This is a genomic window from Asanoa sp. WMMD1127, assembly GCF_029626225.1.
GTDB lineage: Bacteria > Actinomycetota > Actinomycetes > Mycobacteriales > Micromonosporaceae > Asanoa.
The window spans coordinates 1,346,172-1,366,405 of the sequence record NZ_JARUBP010000001.1; the positions used below are offsets into that span (position 1 = coordinate 1,346,172).

The following is a 20,234-nucleotide window of genomic DNA, read 5'->3' on the forward strand; positions in this document are numbered from 1 at the left end:
CTCGCCAGAATCACTGGCGTGCGGATACCGCCGGACGCCGGCGCCGAGGCCCGCGACTGCGCGGTGATGGTGCTCGGCGCCGACGGCACGTTCCTGGGCAGCGGCTTCTTCATGGCGCTGCGGATCGTGGTGACCTGCGCGCACGTGGTCGAGGACGCCGGTGACACGGTCCAGGTGAGCTGGGGCGGGCGGATCGTGCCGGCCCGGGTGCTCGTGCGGGCGCCCCGGTCGCGCGGCGCCGGCGCGTCCTACCCGTTCCCCGACATCGCGTTCCTCGGCGTCGACGTGCTCGACAACCGCTACGCCCACATCGAGCCGGCCTACCTGGGCAACGACGTCAAACAGCTGGCGGTGTACGGCTTCAGCCGGTGGACGCCGGAACCCGACCCCGCGGCGGACAGCGTGCTGGTCGACGTGATCGGTGACAGCGGCGCCTACAAGAAGGTCGACGCCCGCCACATCGTGCCCGGGCTCAGCGGCGCGCCGATGGTCGACGACACCGGCCAGGTGCGCGGCATGCTCAAGGCCGGTCGGATGCGGCTCGGCGAGTCGGGCGCGATGATCCGCGGCAACATCATCCTGAGCACCTACACCGAGCACCGGTCGGTGCTGGGCGAGCACCGACGGGCCCGGCCGCCGCTCCACCGGCCGGCCCGCGGGACGCCGTTGCACCGCATGCTGCGCGCGCAGCGCGAGGTGGCCAAGCGGTATCCGTACAAGCTGGCGCAGTTGACCCGCCGGGCCGCGCCACCGCTGTCGACCGTCTATGTCGAGCAGCGCACCGAGTCGTGGAGCATCGGGAGCGAGCCCGAGGTCATCCGGCCGGCCGAGATGCTCCGCCGGCACCGCAACGTGCTCGTGGTCAGCGGGCCCGGCGGCGGCAAGTCGACCCTGCTGCTGCAGCTCGTGGCCGACTGCGCACAGTGGTGGTTGCGCGACGAGCCGGCCGGGCCCGACGACGAGCCGGAGATCGGCCGGGTGGTCGCGGTCCGCACGACCGCCGCCGACCTGCTCGGCGCCCGGTCGTGGAGCGACTCGCTGGCGCTGTCGGTCAACAGCGACCTGGCCGGCTTCCAGGACGGCGGCGTCACCGCGGAGATGTTCCGGACGGCGCCGGCCCGGGGCGCCGAGTGGCTGGTCATGGTCGACGGGCTCGACGAGGTGATCGACCGCGACGAGCGGCGCCGACTCGTCGAGATGCTGGCCCAGCGGGTCGCGGAGTACGGCTCGGAGGCGCGGTTCGTGGTCGCCAGCCGGGTGCTCGACGACCGCGAGTTCGCCCGGCTGCGGGCCAGCCTGGGCGCCGACCGGCTGCTCCGGCTCGGCGAATACGACCTGCGCCCGTTCGACCGCCCGGCACTCCGGCAGTTCGCCACCAACTGGTTCCGCCCACCGGGTGGCGAGCCGTCGCCGATCGAGCCGGACGAGTTCCTCGACAGCATCCGCCGCAGCGGCCTCGGCACGCTCGTGCAGGTCCCGCTGATCGCCACGATCGCCGCCGTCGTGCACGAGGAACAGCCCGGCGGCGAGCTGCCGATCGACCGCACCGGCCTCTACGAGGTCTTCGTGACCACGCTGCTCACCCAGCGCCAGCAGCGCTCGACCAGCCGGCAGCTCTTCCTCGACCAGCTCGCGCCGCTCGGCCGGGGCGCGGTCGAGTACGGCGACTTCCTGTTCGACAAGCGGCTCGACTGCCTGAGCCACCTGGCCCTGGAACGGCTGCGCGGCGACCGCCGGCCGCTGCTGTCGCTGGCCGGCGAGTGGGTCGCGGCGCAGTCGACCACCCCGCCGCTCGGCGTGGGCCCCGGCCACCTGCGCGAGCTGCTGCTCAGCACCGGCCTGCTGGTCGCGCACGGCGACCAGCTCGAGTTCATCCACCAGAGCTTCGCCGAATACCTGGCGTCGCGGCTGATCGTGCCCGACTTCAGCTCGGCCGCGTGGCCGCACCGCGTCGCCGAGCAGGGCCTCGACAGCCTGGGCATGTTCACGTTCGCCGGCTGGGTGCGGGCAGGCAACGACTCCGTGCCGGTGGTCGAGTCGATCCTCCAGTCGGCCGGCACCCGGGGCCGCCCGGCCCTGCCCGCGGTGGCCGGCGTCATCGAGGACGGCGGCGCGCTGGTCCGCGGCGCCGGGCCGGCCGTGGTCGGGCTGGTCACCCAGGCGATCCGGCGGATGGGCGAGCTGGGTGACCAGGAGGCGCAGACGCTCAACCGGGCGCTGCGCGCGGTGCTGCAGCGAACCAGCAACAGCAGCATCGTGATCGACCTCGCGCTCGACCGGCAGCTGCCGGTGCCGCAGCGGATCGAGGCCGCGCGGGTGCTGATGACCGACGGCACGGCCGCCGACCGGGAGGTGGGGCTGGGCTCGGCGGTGGACCTCGCCTACGAGCGGCCGATGTCCGACGAGGACCGGCTCTGGGCGCAGCGGACGCTGGCCGAGGTCGGCGGGCCGGACGAGCGGCCGCACGCCGTGCAGCGCATGGTCCAGACCGTCGAGACCAGCAACAGCGAGGCGGTACGCGTACGCGCGCTGACCCTCCTGGCCCGGCTCGGGGAGCTACCCGCGGCGTCGGCCGCGCTGGTGCGGCGCAGCCTCGACCCGCGCCTGTCGATCACCGAGCGGCTCAACGCCCTCGAAGTCCTCGGGATTTTGGTCAGCAGTGCGGACCCGGCGGAGCCGATGGCGCCCGCCGGCAGCCACGCGGGCCGGATCGACGTCGACAGCGTCATCTGGCCCGAGCCCGGTGGCGCGGCGACGCCGGGATTGGCCGAGCAGCTCGACCGGTTCACCGACGCGATCACCGGCGCGCTGGAGATCGTGGGCGGACTCGATCCGGCCAGTGTGAGCCCGCTCGTCGAGCTCGTCATGCGCGACCGCAGCCTGGGCTGGGCGCGGCGGGTCCGGCTGGCCAGCACGCTCCGCCCGGCCCATCCCGAGCTGGCCGCGCGGGCCATGCGGGTGCTGGCGAACGACCGCGAGGAGTCGCCGGCCAATCGCGCGCTGTCGGTGTGGCTGTTCGCCGAGCCGGCCGAGCAGCCCGCCGCCCTGGCCCGGCTGCGCTCCTGGTTGGACGATCCCGCCCAACCCGGCGAGCTGCGCCGGGCCGCGCTGACGCAGTTGGCCCGGCTGTCACCGGCGGAGTTCGCGGAGTCCGTGGCCGGCGACGGGTCGTACCCGGTGTTCCTGCGCACCGCCGCGGCTCAGGCGGTGGCCGACGACGACCGGCCGGCGGCGCTGCGGCTGCTCACCGACCTGGCGGCGGAGCTGCCCCGCTGGCGCCGGCTGCCCGTGCTCGGCCCACGGCTGGTCGTACGCCTGCAGATCTGGGGCGACCGGATGTCCACACTGGTGAGTGACCTGACCCGAGCTAACGGGTGACGTCGCGCCACCAGTCGCCGACCGTCGACTGCCACGCGGTCACCGGCGCCGCGCAGCTCGCGCCCGCGTGCCGGTCGCACCAGCCGTGGTTCCACCAGGCGAGCACCGCGGCCGCGACGAGCAGCACCACCCAGCCGCGCAGCCAGGCCAGCCGCCATACCTGCCGGCCGAGGCCACGCAACCAGCGCTGCACGGTCGGGATCGCGCCGACCGTCAGGTCACCGACCGCGTAGAGCAGGCGCGGTGGCGGGCGGCGGGCGAGCCGGAACGGCTGCGCGGCCAGGAACTCCAGGGTCAGTGCGCCGATCCCGACCACGCCCACCGCCAGCACCGCGAGCGGGGCGACCACCTGGTCGAGCAGCACCGGGAGGACCCGGCGGAACAGCAGCGCGACGACCAGATAGAGGGCGACCAGCAACAGCGGCACCAGGGCCCACCGGTCGTAGGAGCCCAGCCGGTCCCCGGCCCAGTCGACCGCCTGGTCGGCCTGGTCCATCACCGGTCGACACCGTCGTCGGTGGCGCGCGCCTCGAGGCGGGCCAGCAGGGCGACGTAGCGGCGCAGCGCGGCGCTGACCACCCCGTCGTCGACGTGCTCCTGCGTCGCGTCGAGCCCCGCGCGGGCCAGCTCGGCGTCGTTGCGCAGCTCGACCAGCGGATCGACACCGCCGTCGTCGGGGTCGGCCGTGAACAGCTCCCGGATCAGCTGCCGGCGCGGGCCGCCGGCGAAGACCCGGGCCCGCAGCTGCTCGGCGGCCAGGCCCTCGGCCAGGGTGAGCCGCGCCGGCAGACGGCCGCGGACGGCGGACTCGAGCTCGGCCGGGCTGCGGCTGTCGGCGAAGGCGGCGGCGATCGCGAGCTCGACCCGCTGCCGGCAGCGGCGCGGGGCGTCGGTGATCCGGTTGGCCACGACCGCGCGGGGGTCGATCACGCGCCAGGCGCCGTGCACCTCGACGGACGCGCGTACGCCGTGCGGGTTGTCGACCGGACAGGTCAGCCGCAGCGGATGGCTGGTGACGTCGACCTCGTATCGCACCCGGGGGCCGCGCCACCACAGCTCGCCCGCGGTGTAGCCGTTGGGCGGCGCGGAGAGCCGGCCGGACCGGCTGCGGTAGACCAGCACCGTGCCCGGAACCGCCGGCCGGCGGGGGCGCAACGGCAGCCGGCGGCACTCCTCGACGTAGAGGATCGGGTTTTCGGCGCCTTCCAACCTCGCTCCACGGTGGAGAGAATCGGCAGTGCCGACAGGCTATCCAACGCAGGAGGTGGCGTGCAGACCGACGATTCGAGCGAACTTCTCGGCACGACCGTCCGGTCCGCCGACGGGCGACCGGTCGGGCGGGTGACGGCGACCCACGTCAGCGGCCGGCAGCCGATGCTGGTGCAGCTCTCGGGAGGCGAGCCGGGCTCGGAGCGGATCGTGCCGGTCGGCTCGGCCACCCGGGACGCCGACGGTCTCGTGCTGCCCTACCCCGCGGCGCAGGTCGCGGCCGGTCCCACGGTCACACCGGACGCCGTGCTCTCGGTGGGCGAGGCCGCGTTCGTCTTCGGCTACTACGGCGAGGGCACGGTGTCGGCGCCGGGGCACGCGATCACCGATCGGGCGGACGAGGTCGGCGACGTGGGCGACCAGGATCCCGAGGTGCGCCGGCTTCCCCCGATCGTGGTCATCCGGCCGCGCCTGGACGAGCCCCGGTGACCGCGCCGGTCGAGCCGGTGGACCCGTTCGACCAGGCCAACCAGCGGGTACGCGACGCGGCCAAGTGGCTCATCGCGAGCGCGGCCGCGGTCGGGGCGACGCTGATCGCCGGCAGCCAGCTGTCCAACATCGGCCTGCTCCCGTTCGGCTGGCCGACCTCGGTGGCGAACGCGCGACTGTGGCTGGCCGTACTCGGCGCCGTGTTGGGTCTGGCCGCGGTCGTGTTCGCGATCTGGTCGGCGGTGCGGATCCTGCTGCCCCGCTACGTGCTGATCGGTGACCTCGTGACGGCGTGGGTCGACCGGCGGCATCCACTCTGGCCGGTCGTCGCGTTCTTCCAGGCCCATCCCAAGTATCTGCAGGGGTTCGCGACGCCGGCCGAACTCGTCGAGCGGCGGACGGCGACGATCGCCACCTACGAGCGGGGTGGCGACGCGACGGTGGAGGCCGAGATCCGCGACCTCGACGCGCGGATCGTGGCGATCGAGGACATGGCCACGCACGAGGCGCTCAACGACGCGTTCCGGGCGGCGCTGCGCCGGATGGTGGGCGCGGTCAGCGTGGCCGCGCTGGGCATCGTGCTGTTCGCCTGGGCCAGCAACCCGCCGCCCGCGACCCCGTCGGCCGACCTGCGCAACGCGCGGTTGACCGGCGCGTTCCTGCGCGACGCCGACCTGCGTGACGCGAAGCTCGACGGGGCCGACCTGAGCGGCGCGGACCTGACCGGCGCCGACCTGACGGGTGCGTCGATCGCCGGGGTGACGTGGTCGCGGACGACCTGTCCGGACGGTTCGGTCAGCGACGATGTGGGTGGCACGTGCGCGGGGCACCTGGCGCCTTAGCGCACTCTTCCTGCCGAGGGGCGTTCCGGGACGCGGGGGCCGGTGGCGGGCGGGCTCTTGGGGACGCGCGGGCCCTTTTCGAGGAGCGGGGCCAGCAGGTCGCCGAACTCGTCGATCCGTTCCAGCACCTCGGGGGCGGTGAACTGGCGCACCGCGCCGTCCTCGACCTCGTCCCAGGTCAGCGGGGTGGAGACGGTGGGCGTCGGTTGGGCCCGCAGTGAGTAGGGGGCGACCGTGGTCTTGGCCGCGTTGTTCTGGCTCCAGTCGATGAACACCTTGCCGGGACGGAGGTTCTTCGCCATCTTCGAGGTGATCTCGCGCGGGTGAACCTTCTCCAGCTCTTCGGCGACCACCTTCGCGTACCCGGTGACGATCTCAGCGGGTTGCGCCCCGGCGATCGGGCAGCACAGCTGCATGCCCTTCTTGCCGGAGGTCTTCGGGTAGCTGTCGATGCCGTCCTCGGCCAGCCGTTCGCGCAGCAGCACCGCGACCGCCGCGCACTCGGCCAGGCCCGCCGGTGCGCCCGGGTCGAGGTCGACGACCAGCAGGTCGGGCTTGGGCTCCTTGGTGCGGCCGATGCGCCACTGTGGAGTGTGCAGTTCGAGGCCGGCCATGTTGGCCACCCAGACCAGCGTGGGCAGGTCGTCGCAGACCACGAAGTCGATGGTCTCGCGGTCCTTGCTGGAGCCGGGCGTCGGGAGGTTCTTGAGCCGCACCCACTTGGGCGTGCCGCCCGGCGCGTTCTTCTCGAAGAACGACGGCCCGTCGACCCCGTTGGGATAGCGGATCCGGGTCAGCGCCCGGTCGCGCAGGTGCGGCAGCAGGATCGGGCCGATCTGCGTGTAGTAGTGGATCACCTCGCCCTTGGTGAAGCCGGCGGCGGGATAGAGCACCTTGTCCAGGTTGGACAGCTCCACCTCCTGGCCCTCGACATCGACCCGGATCCGGGTGGGCTGCTTAGCCATCGGTCACGTCCTCCGCCGTCAGGTCGGGGCGCAGCCGGAGGTACCGCGGGAAGCGAAGGCGTCCGTCGGGCGTCCGCTGGCCATATCGCACTTCTAGCACGATGTCGGGCTTTACCCAGATAGCTCCGCGCGCATCCTCCCGGGGCACCGCCTGCGCGCCCGTGACGAACGGGCTCGACTTGGTGACCCGCGGTTGGAGCACCTCCAGCAGGGCGCGTTCGGAAGCGGCGCTGATGCCACCGCCGACCCGGCCGCGGAACGCCAGCCCGTCGTCGGTGGGCGTACCGACCAGCAGCCCGCCGATCTTGCGTACGCCCGGGCGCCAGCCGCCGATCACGAACTCGGCGGTGCTCTCCAACTTGACCTTGACCCAGTCGGGTGTACGCACGCCCGCGCGGTAGAGCGAATGGTCGCGCTTGGCCACGACGCCCTCGAGCTGGTATTCCTCGGCGGCGGCCAGGGTCGCCTCGCCGTCGGTGAAGGTCGGCGGCACGGTCCAGCGGGCAGCGGCGAGACCGAGCGACTCCAGCGCGGCCCGGCGTTCGGCCCAAGGGCGGCCGGTCAGGTCCTCGCCGTCGAGCCGGAGCAGGTCGAAGATCATGTAGGTGATGGGGAGGCTGGCCGCCAGTCGGGCCGCCCGGGCCTTCTCACGGACGTGCATGCGCTCGGCCAGCAGCGTGAACGACGGCACACCCTTCTCGTCGAAGACCACGACCTCGCCGTCGAACAGGGCATCGCGGGTGGTCTCGGCCAGCCCGGCCAACTCCGGGTAGGCGGCCGTGATCTCCGCGCCGGAACGGGCCCACATGCGGCGCCGGCCGGCGGAAATATCGGCGATCGCGCGTACGCCGTCCCATTTGAACTCGTAGATCCAGCCGGCACCGGCCGGCAGGTCACCTGTGGTGGCCAGCATGGGTCTGATCGGTGCGCCCGGCACGCAGCTAAGGGTATGCGCAAGGCGTGCTGGTCAGAAGCTTGCAACGGTGCGAGCATGGTCGGTGACCGGGCTGCTATCCGGCGGCGGGGGTTTCCGGCAGCACGATGGGAGCGACATGCGCGCAATCTGGAAGGGCGCCGTATCGTTCGGCTTGGTGTCGATCGCGGTTCGGCTCTATTCGGCGACCGAGGAAAAGGACATCCGGTTCCACCAGGTGCACCGGGAGGACGGCGGCCGGATCCGCTACAAGCGCACCTGTTCCGTCTGCGGTGAAGAGGTCACCTACGACGACATCGCCAAGGGCTACGACATCGGCGGCGGCGAGATGGTCATCCTGAGCGACGAGGACTTCGCCGACCTGCCGCTGACCACCTCCCGGTCGATCGACGTGCTGGAGTTCGTCCCCGCCGAGCAGGTCGACCCGATCCTCTACAACAAGGCCTACTTCATGGAGCCCGAGGGCACGGCGACCAAGCCGTACGTCCTGCTCCGTGATGCCCTATCCGACTCCGAGCGGGTGGCGATCGTCAAGGTCGCCCTCCGCCAGCGGGAGCAGCTGGCCACCCTGCGCGTCCGCGACGGCGTGCTGCTGCTCAACACCATGTTGTGGCCCGACGAGATCCGCAAGGCCGACTTCGGCTTCCTCGACGAGGACATCTCGGTCCGCCCGCCGGAGCTCGCCATGGCGAGTTCGCTGATCGACTCGATGGCCGGCAACTTCGTCCCGGACGCCTTCACCGACGACTACCGGGCGGCCCTGCAGGAGGTCATCGACGCCAAGGTCGAGGGTCGCGAGATCGTCCAGCCGGAGGAGCAGGAAGAGACCCCGTCCGCGGCGGTCGACCTGATGGCGGCGCTGAAGGCGTCGGTCGAGCGGGCCCGCGCGGCCCGCGGCGAGGCCCCGGCCGATGACGACGACGGCGAGGCCCGCCCGGCCACCCCGATCACGGCGGCCAAGAAGGCCACGAAGAAGGCCGCGCCCGCGAAGAAGGCCGCGGCGCCGGCCAAGAAGACCGCGGCCAAGAAGGCGGAACCGGCGGCGAAGAAGACAGCCAAGAAAACCACCCGCAAGTCGGCGTAGCCGATCAGGCAGGCGCGATCACCGGCAGGCCGCGGGCTTTGGCCGCATCGAGAAGCTTCTTGTCGTAGCTGACGAACCAGGTCAACACATGGCGAAGGCTTTCGGCCGTGGCCAGATGCAGTGCGTCCAAGGAGCGCAGCCCCGCCCCTGGCAGGGCTGCCGCCGCGTCGAGCAGTTCGTCTGTGAGCGGGCGCTGGTGAATGGTCGCCAGCACCGCTCGCAGCGCGGGGATGGCTGTCGGGTTCGTCCGCTGCAGAGCGCGGTGCGACTCCGTTCGCGCGAGCGCTGACGACGCCAACGGTCGCGCGTTGGCTTCGAGCCAGACGCGCAGGGCCACCGTCTCCGGCTCGCGATGCGCCAGCTTCACCACGGCAGAGCTGTCGAGGTAGATCACAGCCGTTCCTGGCGCTGGTCGGAAACGGCCTGCCCGGCATCCCCCTCACCGTCGACCGGCGTCACGGCTAGCAGCGCGGCCACACCGCCAGGGTTGCTGGCCGGCGTCAACACTCCAGTGCGGATCAACTCGTCGACGGCGGGATCGCCGGTTGAGGGCAACGGCACGAGCATCGCGATCGGCCGGTCGTGTTCCGTGATCACGACCGTCTCACCGGCAGCGGCCCGGTGGATCACCTTGGAAGTGTTCCGCGTGACCTCGCGGATGCCCATGATTGTCATGCCAAAATGTTATCACTTTCGACCTCAGCTCAAGGCGCGGCGGAGGTCTTTCATCAGCAGGAGAAGGTGCATCGGGTCGGTAGGGCTTGGCTCGAACTTGGCCAGGCGCTGGTAGAAGTCGCGGGCCGACTCCGACTCGCAGTGGATCAGCACTGCGCGGACGCCGATGACCTCCGACGCGCCCGCGATGCGGCGCAGCGCGTCGACGACCAGGGCCCGGCCGACGCCGACGCCCTGGACCGTGCGGTCCACCGCGAGCCGGGTCAGCAACACGACCGGCTGGTGATAGCGGCCGGTGCCCCGCATCATGCGCTGCGACGCCGCCGCCGGGGCGACACTGCCCGCCGCCAACGCGTAGTAGCCGACGACCCGGTCCTCCAGGTCGTCGGCGCCGCGCACGACATAGACCCGGGACAGCCCCGCCCGATGTGCCTGCAGCGCATGGTCGACCAGCCAGTCGGACTGCGCCGGCGACCCGCAGTCGAACCCGTGCACGACGTGCGCCGCCGTCAACGGCTCGACTGGACCGAACCGGAAGGTCACCCGTCGTCTCCTGACCTGTCCGGGTCGAGCACGGTGGGCGCGGACAAGAGCTCCCGGAGGCCGGAGACCTCGGCGGCCGGCCGGTCGAGGGCCTCGTCGAAGGCACGCCAAGCGGTCTCGTCGAGCACGAACGCCCGCCGGTCGGCTAGGACGCTCGCGGCCGCCTCGGTCGCAGCGCTGAGCACGAAGGTCGACACGGTCGACCCGGTGGCCTCGCTCGCCGCCTCGAGCAGGGCCTTCTGCTCGGGATCGAGACGTAGGTGCAGCCGCTCCGCCTTGCTCATGCCATCGAGCGTACGCACAACGTACGCCAGGAACAACTGGTTTCAGCTCAGCGTGTGGATCTCCAGGGAGCCGCCGGCGTAGTCGGCGCGGACGCGCTTCTTGTCGAACTTGCCCACCGAGGTCTTGGGGACCGCCTCGATGAAGCTCCAGCGTTCTGGGAGCTGCCACTTCGGCACCCGGTCGGCCAGGAAGGCCCGCAGCTCGTCGGGTGTCGCCGTCGTGCCCTCGCGGAGCACCACCGTGGCCAGCGGGCGTTCGTCCCAGCGGTCGTCCGGCACCCCGACCACGCACGCCTCCAGCACCGACGGGTGGGCCATCAGGGCGTTCTCCAGGTCGACCGACGAGATCCATTCGCCGCCGGACTTGATGACGTCCTTCGCGCGGTCGGTCAGCGTCAGGAAGCCGTCGGGTGAGAGCGTGCCGACGTCGCCCGTGCGGAGCCAGCCGTCGCGGAACTTCTCCGGGTCCGGCTCCTCCTCGCCCAGGTAGTGGGCCGTGACCCACGGGCCGCGGACCTCGAGCTCACCGACCGCCTCGCCGTCGGCCGGGGCCTCCTCGCCCAGCGGGCCGATGATCCGGGCCTGCACGCCGGCCGGGAACCGACCCTGGGAGTAGCGGTAGTTCCACTCCTCCTCGCCGGTCGCGCCGGCCGGTGGGCGGGACACCGAACCCAGCGGCGACATCTCGGTCATGCCCCAGGCGTGCACGATCTGGATGCCGAAGCGCTCGGCGTACGCGTTCATCAGCGCGGGCGGGCATGCCGAGCCACCGACGATGGCCTCGCGGAGCGCCGAACCGGGCGCCAGGTGGTCGAGGACGTCGTTCCAGATCGTCGGCACCGCGCCGGCCTTGGTGGGCTGCAGCGCCGCGATCATCGCCGCGATCGGCTCGCCCTGCAGGAAGCGGTCCGGCATGATCAGCGACGCGCCCGACATGAACGCGGCGAACGGGATGCCCCACGACATCGCGTGGAACATCGGCACGATGGCCAGCTCGCGGTCGGTGGAGCCAAGACCGAACGCCTCCGGCATGCACACCTCCATGGAGTGCAGCCAGATGGAGCGATGCGAGTACGCGACGCCCTTCGGGTTGCCCGTGGTGCCCGACGTGTAGCAGAGGGCCGCCGCGTCGCGCTCGTCGACCTCGGGCCAGTCGTAGGTGGTCGGCTTGCCGGCGACCAGCTCGTCCCAGTGGTGGATGGTGACCCGGCCGGCCAGCGGGGCGGGGTCGCCACCGCCGACCACCACGACATGCTCCACGGTGGACATCTGCGGCAGCACCTTGGCCAGCAACGGGATCAGCGTCGTGTCGACGATGACGACCCGGTCCTGCGCGTGGTTGGCGATGTAGGCCACCTGGTCCGGGAACAGCCGGATGTTGAGCGTGTGCAGCACCGCGCCCATGCTCGGTACGGCGAAGTAGGCCACCAGGTGCTCGTTGTTGTTCCACATGAACGTGGCGACCCGCTGGTCGCCGGTCACGCCCAGGTCGTCACGGAGGGCGTGGGCGAGCTGGGCGGCCGTGGCGCCGACTTCGGCGTAGGTCATCCGGCGCGGCTCACCGCCGGTCCAGGTGACGACCTCGGAGGCGCCGTGCACGGTCGCGCCGTGGTCGAGGATGCGGGAGACGAGCAGGGGGGCGTCCATCATCGTGCTGCGCATACCCACAACCTAGTGGCGCAGCTCACACCCGGCCACAGGTCAGATGAGGGTTTCCGTGCGAGCTTCCATCGCCTCGGGCGACTGGGCCTGCGCGGGCACCGGCGCGCCGCGCAGCTCGCGGTCCGGCATGAGCACCGTGACGACCACCGCCACGAGCGCGATCAGACCGGCGACGAGGAAGACGGTGTGCAGCGAGTCGACGAACGACACCTGGACCGCATCGCGTACGGCGTCGGGCAGGGCCAAGATCTTCGACGGCTCGTTGATCGAGATGCTGCTGGTGCCGAGCGAGGACTGGGCCGCCGCGGCCTGCTCCGGGGGCAACGCGGCGATCGCGCCGGGCACCCGGGCAGTGGTTTCCGTGGCCAGCCGGCTGCTCAGGATCGCGCCGAGGATCGCCACGCCGAACGAGCCGCCGAGGGAGCGGAAGAAGGTGGCGGCACTCGTACCCGCGCCCAGGTCCCGCAGGTCGACCGCGTTCTGCACGGCCATCACCAGCGACTGCATGGACAGGCCGAGGCCCACCCCGATCACGATCATGAAGGTGAACGCGACACCGAGCGGCGTACCGACGTGCAGTTGGGTGAAGAGCAGGATGCCGAGGCCGAGCAGGGCCGAGCCGGCCACCGGGAACCACTTGTAGCGGCCGATCCGGCTCATCGCCCGGCCGGCGAGCACCGAGGTGACGATGATGCCGGCCATCATCGGCAGCATCAGCAGGCCGCTCTCCGTCGGCGACGCGCCCTTGACGATCTGCAGGTAGAGCGGGATGAAGATGATCGAGCCGAACATCGCCAGGCCGAGGATGAAGCCGGCGCCGTTGGCCAGCGCGAAGGTTGGCCGACGGAACAGCTTGAGCGGCAGGATCGGCTCGGCCGCCCGGCTCTCCTGCAGCAGGAACAGCAGCGAGAAGACGGCGCCGATCGCGAACAGGGCGATGATCGTGCTCGAGCCCCAGGCGTACTCCGATCCGCCCCAGCTCAGTGCCAGCAGGAGCGCGCTGACGCCGACCACCAGCAGGCCCGCGCCCAGCCAGTCGATCTTGTGCTGGCGCTTGCGGAACGGGATCAACCGCATCACGCGGTACGCGACGATGATGGCGACGATCGCCAGCGGCACGTTGATGTAGAAGATCCACCGCCAGTTGGTCTCGGCGAAGTAGCCGCCGGCCAGCGGACCGGCCACCGAGGCCAAACCGAACACCGCGCCGAAGAGGCCCTGGTAGCGGCCGCGCTCCCGGGCCGAGACCACGTCCGAGATGATCGTGAAGGCCAGCGTCATCAGACCGCCGGCGCCGAGGCCCTGGATCGCCCGGGTGAGGATCAGCTCGGTCATGTTCTGCGACAGGCCGGCCAGCAACGAGCCGACCAGGAACGTGCCGATCGAGAACAGGAAGACGGGCCGGCGGCCGATCAGGTCGGAGATCTTGCCGTAGAGCGGGGTCGACGCCGTGGACGCCAGCAGGTAGGCCGTGACCACCCACGAGTAGTGGTTGATCCCGCCCAGCTCACCGACGATGGTCGGCAGCGCGGTGCCCACGATCGTCTGGTCGAGGGCGGCCAGCAACATGCCCAGCATCAGGCCGGACATGAGCAGGAGGATCTGCTTGTGGCTCAGTTGGGGGCGGGCGGGGGCGTCGGTGCTCATTGCGCAAGTCTGTGCACGTGCTAGCTGCATATGCCATGAAATGTGCAGCGCGCCACTGCCCCTACGCCGAGGCGAACTTCTCCACGATCGTCTTGTTGAAGGCGGGGATGTCGCTCGGGTTGCGGCTGGAGATCAGGTTGCCGTCGACGACGACCTCCTGGTCGACCCAGTTGGCGCCGGCGTTGACCAGGTCGGTGCGCACACTCGGGTACGAGGTGATGGTGCGCCCCTTGACCACGCCGGCCTCGACCAGTGTCCACGGGCCGTGGCAGATCACGGCGATCGGCTTGCCGGCCTCGGCGAACGCCTTGACGAAGGCCACGGCGCCCTGGTCCATCCGCAGCTTGTCGGGGTTCTGCACGCCGCCGGGCAGCACGAGCGCGTCGTAGTCGGCCGCGTTCGCGCCACTCACCTCGCGGTCGACCGGGTAGGTCTTCGACTTCTCGTCGTGGTCCATCGACTGGATCGAGCCGCTCTTGATGGAGATCAGTTCAGCGGTGGCACCGGCCTTCTCGACCGCGTCGCGGGGCTCGGCGTACTCGGCCTCCTCGACACCGTCGGTGGCCAGAAAAGCGATCCGCTTGCCATCGAGTTGCATGGTCGCGGTTCCTCCTTAGGTCGGGTCGGGCTTGTGCATCTCCCGTGCGGCGTCGGGGTCGGCCGGCGACGGCGTGCTCTCCACCGCGCTGCGGCCACCGCCGAGGGTGATGGTGCGGCGGCCCGCGCGCACCACCCGGGGGAGGGCGATGGTCAACAGGCCGTGGTCCATCACCGCGTCGACCTTGTCGGGGTTGACGTCGGCCGGCAGCGCAACCCGGTACTCGAAGGCCCGGGTCGTGCGACCGACCGCCGGGGTCTGTGTGACCTCCGCTTCGGTGCGGGCCCGGATGACGACCTCGCGGACGTCGACGTCGAGCGCCACCTCTTCGGGAGCCACGCCGGGCAGCCGAGCGGTGATCGTGAAGGACTCGTCGGTCTGCTCGAGGTCGATGTCCTGGGTCACCCCGCGGCCGCCGAAGTTGGACCCGACGAGCCGGCCGAGCTCGGACCGGAGAGACTGCAGTTCCGCGAAGGGATCCCAACGCCGTTCGGGACTGTTCATACACATTCGCTACCCCTGCGCGGGGTCACGAAACCTTGGAGCCGCCTGACGGAATCGAACCGTCGACCTACGCATTACGAGTGCGTCGCTCTGACCGACTGAGCTAAGGCGGCGTGCCGGCGTGCGGCTCAGCAAGCATACGGCACCGTTACGGGTGTCACGCCACCGGTCGGACTCCCGATCGACGACTGTGCCTCGCGGTCGGGTCGCCGTTAGGCTCCCGCACGTGACGGATGATGCCACCGTTTCGCCCCCCGTCCAGCGTGTCCCGCAGGCCGAGTCGCTGCCCACCCGCCGACCCCGCCCGCGGTCCATGGATCCGATCGAGCTGGGCTTCACGCCCCGCCCGCCGGTGCCGTGGCTGGGACCGCTGCTGCTGATCAGCACCGGGGTGCGCACCCTGCTGGCCATCCTGTTCGGCGCCTACCTCGACAAGCGCGAGCTGCAGAACGCCCTGCCCGGTGACGTGATCGACGAGCCGGGCACCGACGGCGAGCTGTGGCTCGACTACGTCGCCGACCTGGGCGACGGGTTCAACTCGACCTACTCGGTGGCCTATCTGTTGGCCCAGCCGGAGCTCGAGCTCGACGGCCGGCCGCTGCCCCGCGGCCAGGTGCTGGTGATGGGTGGCGACCAGGTCTATCCGACCGCGAGCGCCCCGGCCTACGAGGACCGTTGCAAGGGCCCCTACACGGCGGCGATGCCGTGCCCACCCTCGTCGGCGCCCCAACCCACGTTGTACGCGGTGCCCGGCAACCACGACTGGTACGACGGCCTGACCGCGTTCCTCCGGCTGTTCGCCCGACAGCGGGACGCCTCGCTCGGCGGGTGGCGCACCAAGCAGTCCCGGTCCTACTTCGCGACGAAGCTGCCGGCCGGGTGGTGGCTGCTGGCGCTCGACGAGCAGTTCGGCGCGTACGTCGACGACCCGCAACTCAACTACTTCGAAGCGGCGGCGCGGCAGTTCGGGCCGGACGACAAGATCATTCTGGCGGTGCCCGAGCCGTCGTGGGTCAAGGCGGCGATCGAGAAGAGCCCCGAGGCGTACGACGCGGTCGACTACTTCATCCGCACGATCATCGCGCCGACCGGGGCGCGGGTGCGCCTCATGCTCTCCGGCGACCTGCACCACTACGCCCGCTACAGCGGCACGGACCGGGAACTGATCACCTGCGGCGGTGGCGGGGCCTACATGTATCCGACCCATCAGCTGCCCGAGGAGATTCCGGTGCCGCCGCCGGACACGCTGGCCCGCAAGTCCAGCCAGCCCCGGCCGTACCGCCTCGCGGCCACCTATCCCGACGCCCCGACGTCGCGCCGCCTCGGCTGGGGCATCTTCGGCCGGCTGCCGACGCGCAACGCGGGCTTCGCGACCTTGATCGGCGCCCTGCAGACGATGCTGATGCTGGCGATGGCCGGCATCGCGACGCAGCAGCGCGACGAGACCGGCCTGCGCCTGTTCAGCATCCCGCTCATCATGATCATGGTCGTGGTGCTGCTGGGCGCCTGGTTCTTCGCCAAGCCCCCCACCGCGACCGGCAAACGCTCGTGGCGCCACATCTTCCTGGGTGGGGGTCATGGGTTGGCCCAGGTCGGGTTGGCCGTGCTCGGCACGTGGCTCTGGCTGATGACCCCGTTCCCGGACTGGCCGTGGCCGTTGTCGTTCATCGCCGCGGTCGTCATCTACGGCCCGCTGGCCGGCTTGGCCGGCGCCCAGGTGGTCGCGCTCTACCTGCTGATCGCGGGCCAGTTCGGGATCAACATCAACGAGTTGTACGCCGGCCAGGGCATCGACGACGTCAAGAGCTTCCTGCGGATGCACATCGGGGCCGACGGCGCGCTGACCGTCTATCCGGTCGCGATCGACCGCATCTGCCGCGAGTGGCGCCCGAACCCCACCGCGCCCGACGACCGCCCATGGCTGGAGCCGGCGCAGTCCCTGTCGGTCCGCCTGGCCGACCAGCCGTTCGTGCTGCGCTGACGCACGCTGCGGCTAGCTAGGCGTTGTTGTATTGCGCGTCGTGGGCCTTGCGGGGGCCGCAGACGCTGGCGCGGCTGCAGGAGCAGCGGGAGCCGTCGGCGTCCATGCGGACCACGACGGAGTCGCGGGGCACGCTGTGCGCCACCACGCGGCCGTCACCCTCCGGTGTGGTCACCCGGGTCCCGACCGCGGGCGCGTTGGCCTGGAAGCTCTGGTAGAGCGGGTGCTCGTACTTCAGGCAGCACATGAGGCGGCCGCACGCGCCGGAGATGCGTAGCGGGTTCAGCGGCAGGTCCTGGTCCTTGGCCATCCGGATCGTGACCGGCTCGAAGTCGGTGAGGAACGTGGCGCAGCACAGATCGCGGCCGCAGGAGCCGATGCCGCCCTGCACGCGCGCGGAGTCGCGGGCGGAGAGCTGGCGCAGCTCGACCCGGCAGTGCAGCGTCGCGCCGAGGTCGCGGACCAGCGACCGGAAGTCGACCCGGTGCGGCGCGGTGAAGTAGATCGTCGTGCGGGCGCTCGCGCCGGCAGCGTCGAGCACGTGGTCGACGGCGACGACCTTCATCGGCAGGCCGTGCTCGCGGATCAGCTTCTTCGCCGCCGCCTTGGCCTCGGCCTTGCGTTTGCGCTGGGTGTCGTCGCGCTTGAGGTCGGCGTCAGTGGCCATGCCGGCCAGCTTCGGGAACCCCGATGTGTCGTCGTCGACCCATTGGGCGGCCCAGACGCACTCTGCCACCTCAGGCCCGTCGTCGGTCGGGACGAGCACCCGGTCGCCGACCGCGGGGGTCAGGTCGACGGGGTCGAGGTAGTAGAGCCGGCCGTAACGGTTGAAACTGACCGCGCACAGCATGCCCATAGCCGTCACCTTACGTCGGCCAGTGTGGCGTACACGACCATGCGACTTTCGGACGAATTGCATTGTCCGTACGAATGGGACGTTCGTCAGGGGCGCAACCCGGCATTCGGGCCGTCGTTGGCCGTGGTGCGTCAAGCTTCGGGGGTCGGCACACTCGGGTCGTGCCGGCCCCCGATTCGTATCGACATCGGTCGCCAGAAGGTTGAAACCGACGTCGATCCGACGACAAGCCGGGACCGGTTGGCGTTGAGTGGAACCACAAGCCTGCGGGGGGTGCAGGAAACGGCCACGGCGTCGCAGCTGGAGCGGAACGCTCCCGAGCGCGACGCCGTCGCCGTTTACGTACGTCGGGCACAATGCATCGATGACCGACACTGCGCCCCGCACGGGCGGCTGGCGAACCTGGCTCCGCTTCCCGTTCGACAACTGGCCGAGCCGCGCCTACCTGCTCCTCGTCGCGGCCGCAGTGGTGTTCTTCCTGGTCGACCGCGCAGTCACCGGCCCGGACGCGTCCTTCGCCGCGATCTACATGATCATTTTGACGGCGCCGATCTCCCTGCTGGCGACCCTGCCGCTGGTCGGGGTGTTGGTCGGCGCCCTGGTCAACGCCACGGTCATCGGCGCCCTCACGCACCTGGCCAAAAACCGCCGTTGACGCACCCGCTCGGCGGGCGGGGGGTCACCTCGCGCGAGCGCACATGCTTTGGCATGTACGCACATGCCAAAACGCGTCGGCTCGCTGAACAACCTTCCGGCGAGGGACGCGACGGCCAAGCCGGCTGCGCCTGCCGGGTCGGCGCCACTGGGGCCTATCCGGTGGATCAGGGTGGTGCTCCGGCGAGGTCCAGGCGGCGTGCGTAATGAGGGGTCGGATACCGGTGTCGTATCCGGCCCTCCCCACGTGCGGTCGGTCGCCGCCTGGGCCCGCCGGAGCGCCGCCATGATCCACCGGATGGGCCCTAGCCCGGTGCCTTGGCACCGCAGCCGCCGCAGCCCGGTCGGCGCCGCCAATCCGATCGGCCTTGGCACCGCAGGCAGCGCCAGCCGAACCTGCAAGGCGGACCCCGTCGCTCCTTCTCACCGCCGGCAGCGCCAACCTCGTCGCGCTGCCATGCCGGCGGCTCTTCGGTGCCTCGAGCGGCACCAACCGCATCGGCCGCTAGTCCCGCGGTTCCTTGGCGCCGCGGGCGGCGCCGGTGGGGTCGGCTCGGAACTCTACGCAGCACTGACCCGGGCGGGGTGACAGCACCGCGTCGATGCCGGCGGTTTCCAGGCCCGTGAGCAGGCCGCTGAGGTAGGCGTGGTTGATGCCGCACACGACCTCGGGCGAGCGGGCGGCCAGCGCGTGGAACGGGCAGTTGAGCAGGCGCATCTCGGTCGGTGCCGGGCGGTGCGGCTCGAAGCCCGTGCGTTCCAGAACCGACTCGCACAGCGACAGCGAGCGTTCCGGGCCGAGGCGGCCCGGCCTCGTGCGCGCGCGTTCGTCGGCGCCGGCCTCGAGGCCGCGGCGGTGGGCCGTGCGCAGGGCGGCATCGCGGGGGTCCTCGCCGGGCTCGTGGTCGAGCACCGCCTCCAGCAGGATCTCCGCGATCATGTCGGGCCGCCGCTCCGGGATGCTGACGCGGATGTCAGCCTCCGCCGGCTCGTAGACCTTCGGTTTGCGACCGGGCCCTATGCGCGCGCTGCCCGGCCGGGTCCGCAGCAGGCCCGCCGCGACGAGTTTGTCGAGGTGGAAGGCGGCCAGCTTCACCGAGATGCCCGCTTCGGCGGCGGCCTCTTCGCGGGTCACGGGCCGGCGCACGCGGCGGATGAACGCGTACATCCGGCTGCGCTGCTCGTCGGCCAGCACCGCTACGGCCGCGACAGGCGTCCGGTCGTCGGGCGAGGTCACCCCACAAGCATAACGCCAACTATCGCTGTCGTCTTGACTCCAAAAGCTCGTTTCACTAATACTTGTTAGTGAAATTGCGGGAGGAGACACCATGTCGATCGAGCTACTCGCGGACCGCGACACCGAAGTCGGTGTCGACCTGGCCGCCGCCGCGGAAGCGGCCGACCAGTTCCTGCGCGCCCTCGGGGTCGACACCGACACCGAGAGCATGCGCCGGACGCCGCACCGGATGGCCCACGCGTACGCCGAGCTGTTCACTCCCCGCCCGTTCGACCTGACGACGTTTCCCAACGACGAGGGCTACGACGAGCTCGTGCTGGCCCGCCGCATCCCGGTGCGCTCGGTCTGTGAGCACCACCTGCTGCCGTTCGTCGGCACCGCGCACGTGGGCTACCTGCCCGGCGCCCGGATCCTCGGCCTGTCCAAGCTCGCCCGCGTCGTCGAGCACTTCGCCTGCCGCCCGCAGGTGCAGGAACGCCTCACCAAGCAGATCGCCGACTGGCTGCACGACCAGCTCGACCCCAAGGGCGTCGGCGTGGTCATCGAGGCGGAGCACACCTGCATGACGCTGCGCGGCGTACGGGCGACCGGCTCGTCCACCATCACCTCCACCCTGCTGGGTTCGCTGCGCCACGACCCACGGTCGCGGGGCGAGTTCCTCGCGCTCGCCGGGGTCGCCAACTGACGGAAGG

The 20,234-nt window shown here is 71.3% G+C and carries 21 protein-coding genes and 1 tRNA gene; 7 read left to right on the forward strand and 15 right to left on the reverse strand.

Features of this window, described 5'->3' with window-relative positions; genetic code table 11:
• Positions 1-18 precede the first annotated feature (18 nt).
• Positions 19-3,378, forward strand: a complete 3,360-nt coding sequence (locus O7635_RS06630; protein WP_278079530.1) for a serine protease — start codon at positions 19-21, stop codon at positions 3,376-3,378.
• Here the strand turns inward: O7635_RS06630 and O7635_RS06635 are convergent.
• Together O7635_RS06635 and O7635_RS06640 are read right to left on the reverse strand one after the other, a co-directional pair.
• On the reverse strand, positions 3,368-3,874 hold the full coding sequence (locus O7635_RS06635) for a hypothetical protein (protein WP_278079531.1): 507 nt from the start codon (positions 3,872-3,874) through the stop codon (positions 3,368-3,370). The genes O7635_RS06630 and O7635_RS06635 overlap by 11 nt on opposite strands.
• Positions 3,874-4,587: a hypothetical protein gene (locus O7635_RS06640; RefSeq protein WP_278079532.1), complete on the reverse strand. Its 714-nt coding sequence runs from the start codon at positions 4,585-4,587 to the stop codon at positions 3,874-3,876. Before O7635_RS06640 ends, O7635_RS06635 begins: the two co-directional genes overlap by 1 nt.
• A 60-nt stretch (positions 4,588-4,647) precedes the next feature.
• On the opposite strand from O7635_RS06640, the gene O7635_RS06645 reads away from it, so the two are divergent.
• On the forward strand, positions 4,648-5,076 hold the full coding sequence (locus O7635_RS06645) for a hypothetical protein (protein WP_278079533.1): 429 nt from the start codon (positions 4,648-4,650) through the stop codon (positions 5,074-5,076).
• Positions 5,073-5,918: a pentapeptide repeat-containing protein gene (locus O7635_RS06650; RefSeq protein WP_278079534.1), complete on the forward strand. Its 846-nt coding sequence runs from the start codon at positions 5,073-5,075 to the stop codon at positions 5,916-5,918. Before O7635_RS06645 ends, O7635_RS06650 begins: the two co-directional genes overlap by 4 nt.
• On the opposite strand, the gene ligD (O7635_RS06655) is transcribed toward O7635_RS06650, so the two are convergent.
• Positions 5,915-6,883 (reverse strand): non-homologous end-joining DNA ligase, encoded by a 969-nt coding sequence (ligD, locus tag O7635_RS06655; RefSeq protein ID WP_278079535.1) that lies wholly within the window; start codon positions 6,881-6,883, stop codon positions 5,915-5,917. The genes O7635_RS06650 and ligD (O7635_RS06655) overlap by 4 nt on opposite strands.
• Positions 6,876-7,820, reverse strand: a complete 945-nt coding sequence (ligD, locus tag O7635_RS06660) for a non-homologous end-joining DNA ligase (RefSeq protein WP_278079536.1) — start codon at positions 7,818-7,820, stop codon at positions 6,876-6,878. Before ligD (O7635_RS06660) ends, ligD (O7635_RS06655) begins: the two co-directional genes overlap by 8 nt.
• A 115-nt stretch (positions 7,821-7,935) precedes the next feature.
• Here ligD (O7635_RS06660) and O7635_RS06665 point away from each other — a divergent pair, with 115 nt between their 5' ends.
• Positions 7,936-8,901, forward strand: a complete 966-nt coding sequence (locus tag O7635_RS06665; RefSeq protein ID WP_278079537.1) for a Ku protein — start codon at positions 7,936-7,938, stop codon at positions 8,899-8,901.
• A gap of 4 nt (positions 8,902-8,905) precedes the next feature.
• Here the strand turns inward: O7635_RS06665 and O7635_RS06670 are convergent, their stop codons facing one another.
• The 9 genes from O7635_RS06670 to O7635_RS06710 all read right to left on the reverse strand — a co-directional run bounded on the left by O7635_RS06670 (position 8,906) and on the right by O7635_RS06710 (position 14,927).
• Positions 8,906-9,295 carry a type II toxin-antitoxin system VapC family toxin gene (locus O7635_RS06670; RefSeq protein WP_278079538.1) on the reverse strand — a complete coding sequence of 130 codons (390 nt, stop codon included), beginning with the start codon at positions 9,293-9,295 and terminating at the stop codon, positions 8,906-8,908.
• Positions 9,292-9,567 carry a type II toxin-antitoxin system prevent-host-death family antitoxin gene (locus tag O7635_RS06675; protein ID WP_278079539.1) on the reverse strand — a complete coding sequence of 92 codons (276 nt, stop codon included), beginning with the start codon at positions 9,565-9,567 and terminating at the stop codon, positions 9,292-9,294. The genes O7635_RS06670 and O7635_RS06675 overlap by 4 nt, the downstream gene beginning before the upstream one ends.
• Positions 9,568-9,600: 33 nt before the next feature.
• Positions 9,601-10,119 (reverse strand): GNAT family N-acetyltransferase, encoded by a 519-nt coding sequence (locus O7635_RS06680; RefSeq protein ID WP_278079540.1) that lies wholly within the window; start codon positions 10,117-10,119, stop codon positions 9,601-9,603.
• Positions 10,116-10,403, reverse strand: a complete 288-nt coding sequence (locus tag O7635_RS06685; RefSeq protein ID WP_278079541.1) for a DUF1778 domain-containing protein — start codon at positions 10,401-10,403, stop codon at positions 10,116-10,118. Before O7635_RS06685 ends, O7635_RS06680 begins: the two co-directional genes overlap by 4 nt.
• Positions 10,404-10,445: 42 nt before the next feature.
• Entirely contained in the window at positions 10,446-12,065 is a 1,620-nt protein-coding gene (locus O7635_RS06690; RefSeq protein WP_278079542.1) for a long-chain fatty acid--CoA ligase, read from the reverse strand.
• 39 nt (positions 12,066-12,104) lie between these two features.
• Positions 12,105-13,712 carry an MDR family MFS transporter gene (locus tag O7635_RS06695; protein WP_278079543.1) on the reverse strand — a complete coding sequence of 536 codons (1,608 nt, stop codon included), beginning with the start codon at positions 13,710-13,712 and terminating at the stop codon, positions 12,105-12,107.
• A gap of 61 nt (positions 13,713-13,773) precedes the next feature.
• The gene (locus tag O7635_RS06700; protein WP_278079544.1) at positions 13,774-14,310 is read right to left on the reverse strand and encodes a type 1 glutamine amidotransferase domain-containing protein; all 537 of its coding nucleotides are present in this window, start codon (positions 14,308-14,310) and stop codon (positions 13,774-13,776) included.
• A gap of 15 nt (positions 14,311-14,325) precedes the next feature.
• A complete protein-coding gene (locus tag O7635_RS06705) occupies positions 14,326-14,814 on the reverse strand; it encodes an Hsp20/alpha crystallin family protein (RefSeq protein ID WP_278079545.1) in 489 nt (162 codons plus the stop codon).
• A 36-nt stretch (positions 14,815-14,850) separates the two neighbouring features.
• A tRNA-Thr gene (locus O7635_RS06710) sits at positions 14,851-14,927 on the reverse strand.
• A 170-nt stretch (positions 14,928-15,097) separates the two neighbouring features.
• On the opposite strand from O7635_RS06710, the gene O7635_RS06715 reads away from it, so the two are divergent.
• A complete protein-coding gene (locus O7635_RS06715; protein WP_278085386.1) occupies positions 15,098-16,795 on the forward strand; it encodes a metallophosphoesterase in 1,698 nt (565 codons plus the stop codon).
• Positions 16,796-16,811: 16 nt separating this feature from the next.
• Here O7635_RS06715 and ricT read toward each other — a convergent pair whose 3' ends face one another.
• A complete protein-coding gene (gene ricT, locus O7635_RS06720) occupies positions 16,812-17,651 on the reverse strand; it encodes a regulatory iron-sulfur-containing complex subunit RicT (protein WP_278079546.1) in 840 nt (279 codons plus the stop codon).
• Positions 17,652-18,015: 364 nt separating this feature from the next.
• Here ricT and O7635_RS06725 point away from each other — a divergent pair, with 364 nt between their 5' ends.
• On the forward strand, positions 18,016-18,306 hold the full coding sequence (locus tag O7635_RS06725) for a hypothetical protein (RefSeq protein ID WP_278079547.1): 291 nt from the start codon (positions 18,016-18,018) through the stop codon (positions 18,304-18,306).
• A gap of 504 nt (positions 18,307-18,810) precedes the next feature.
• Here the strand turns inward: O7635_RS06725 and O7635_RS06730 are convergent.
• Positions 18,811-19,542: a helix-turn-helix domain-containing protein gene (locus O7635_RS06730; protein ID WP_278079548.1), complete on the reverse strand. Its 732-nt coding sequence runs from the start codon at positions 19,540-19,542 to the stop codon at positions 18,811-18,813.
• Positions 19,543-19,633: 91 nt separating this feature from the next.
• On the opposite strand from O7635_RS06730, the gene folE reads away from it, so the two are divergent.
• Positions 19,634-20,227, forward strand: a complete 594-nt coding sequence (gene folE / locus O7635_RS06735; RefSeq protein WP_278079549.1) for a GTP cyclohydrolase I FolE — start codon at positions 19,634-19,636, stop codon at positions 20,225-20,227.
• Positions 20,228-20,234 lie beyond the last annotated feature (7 nt).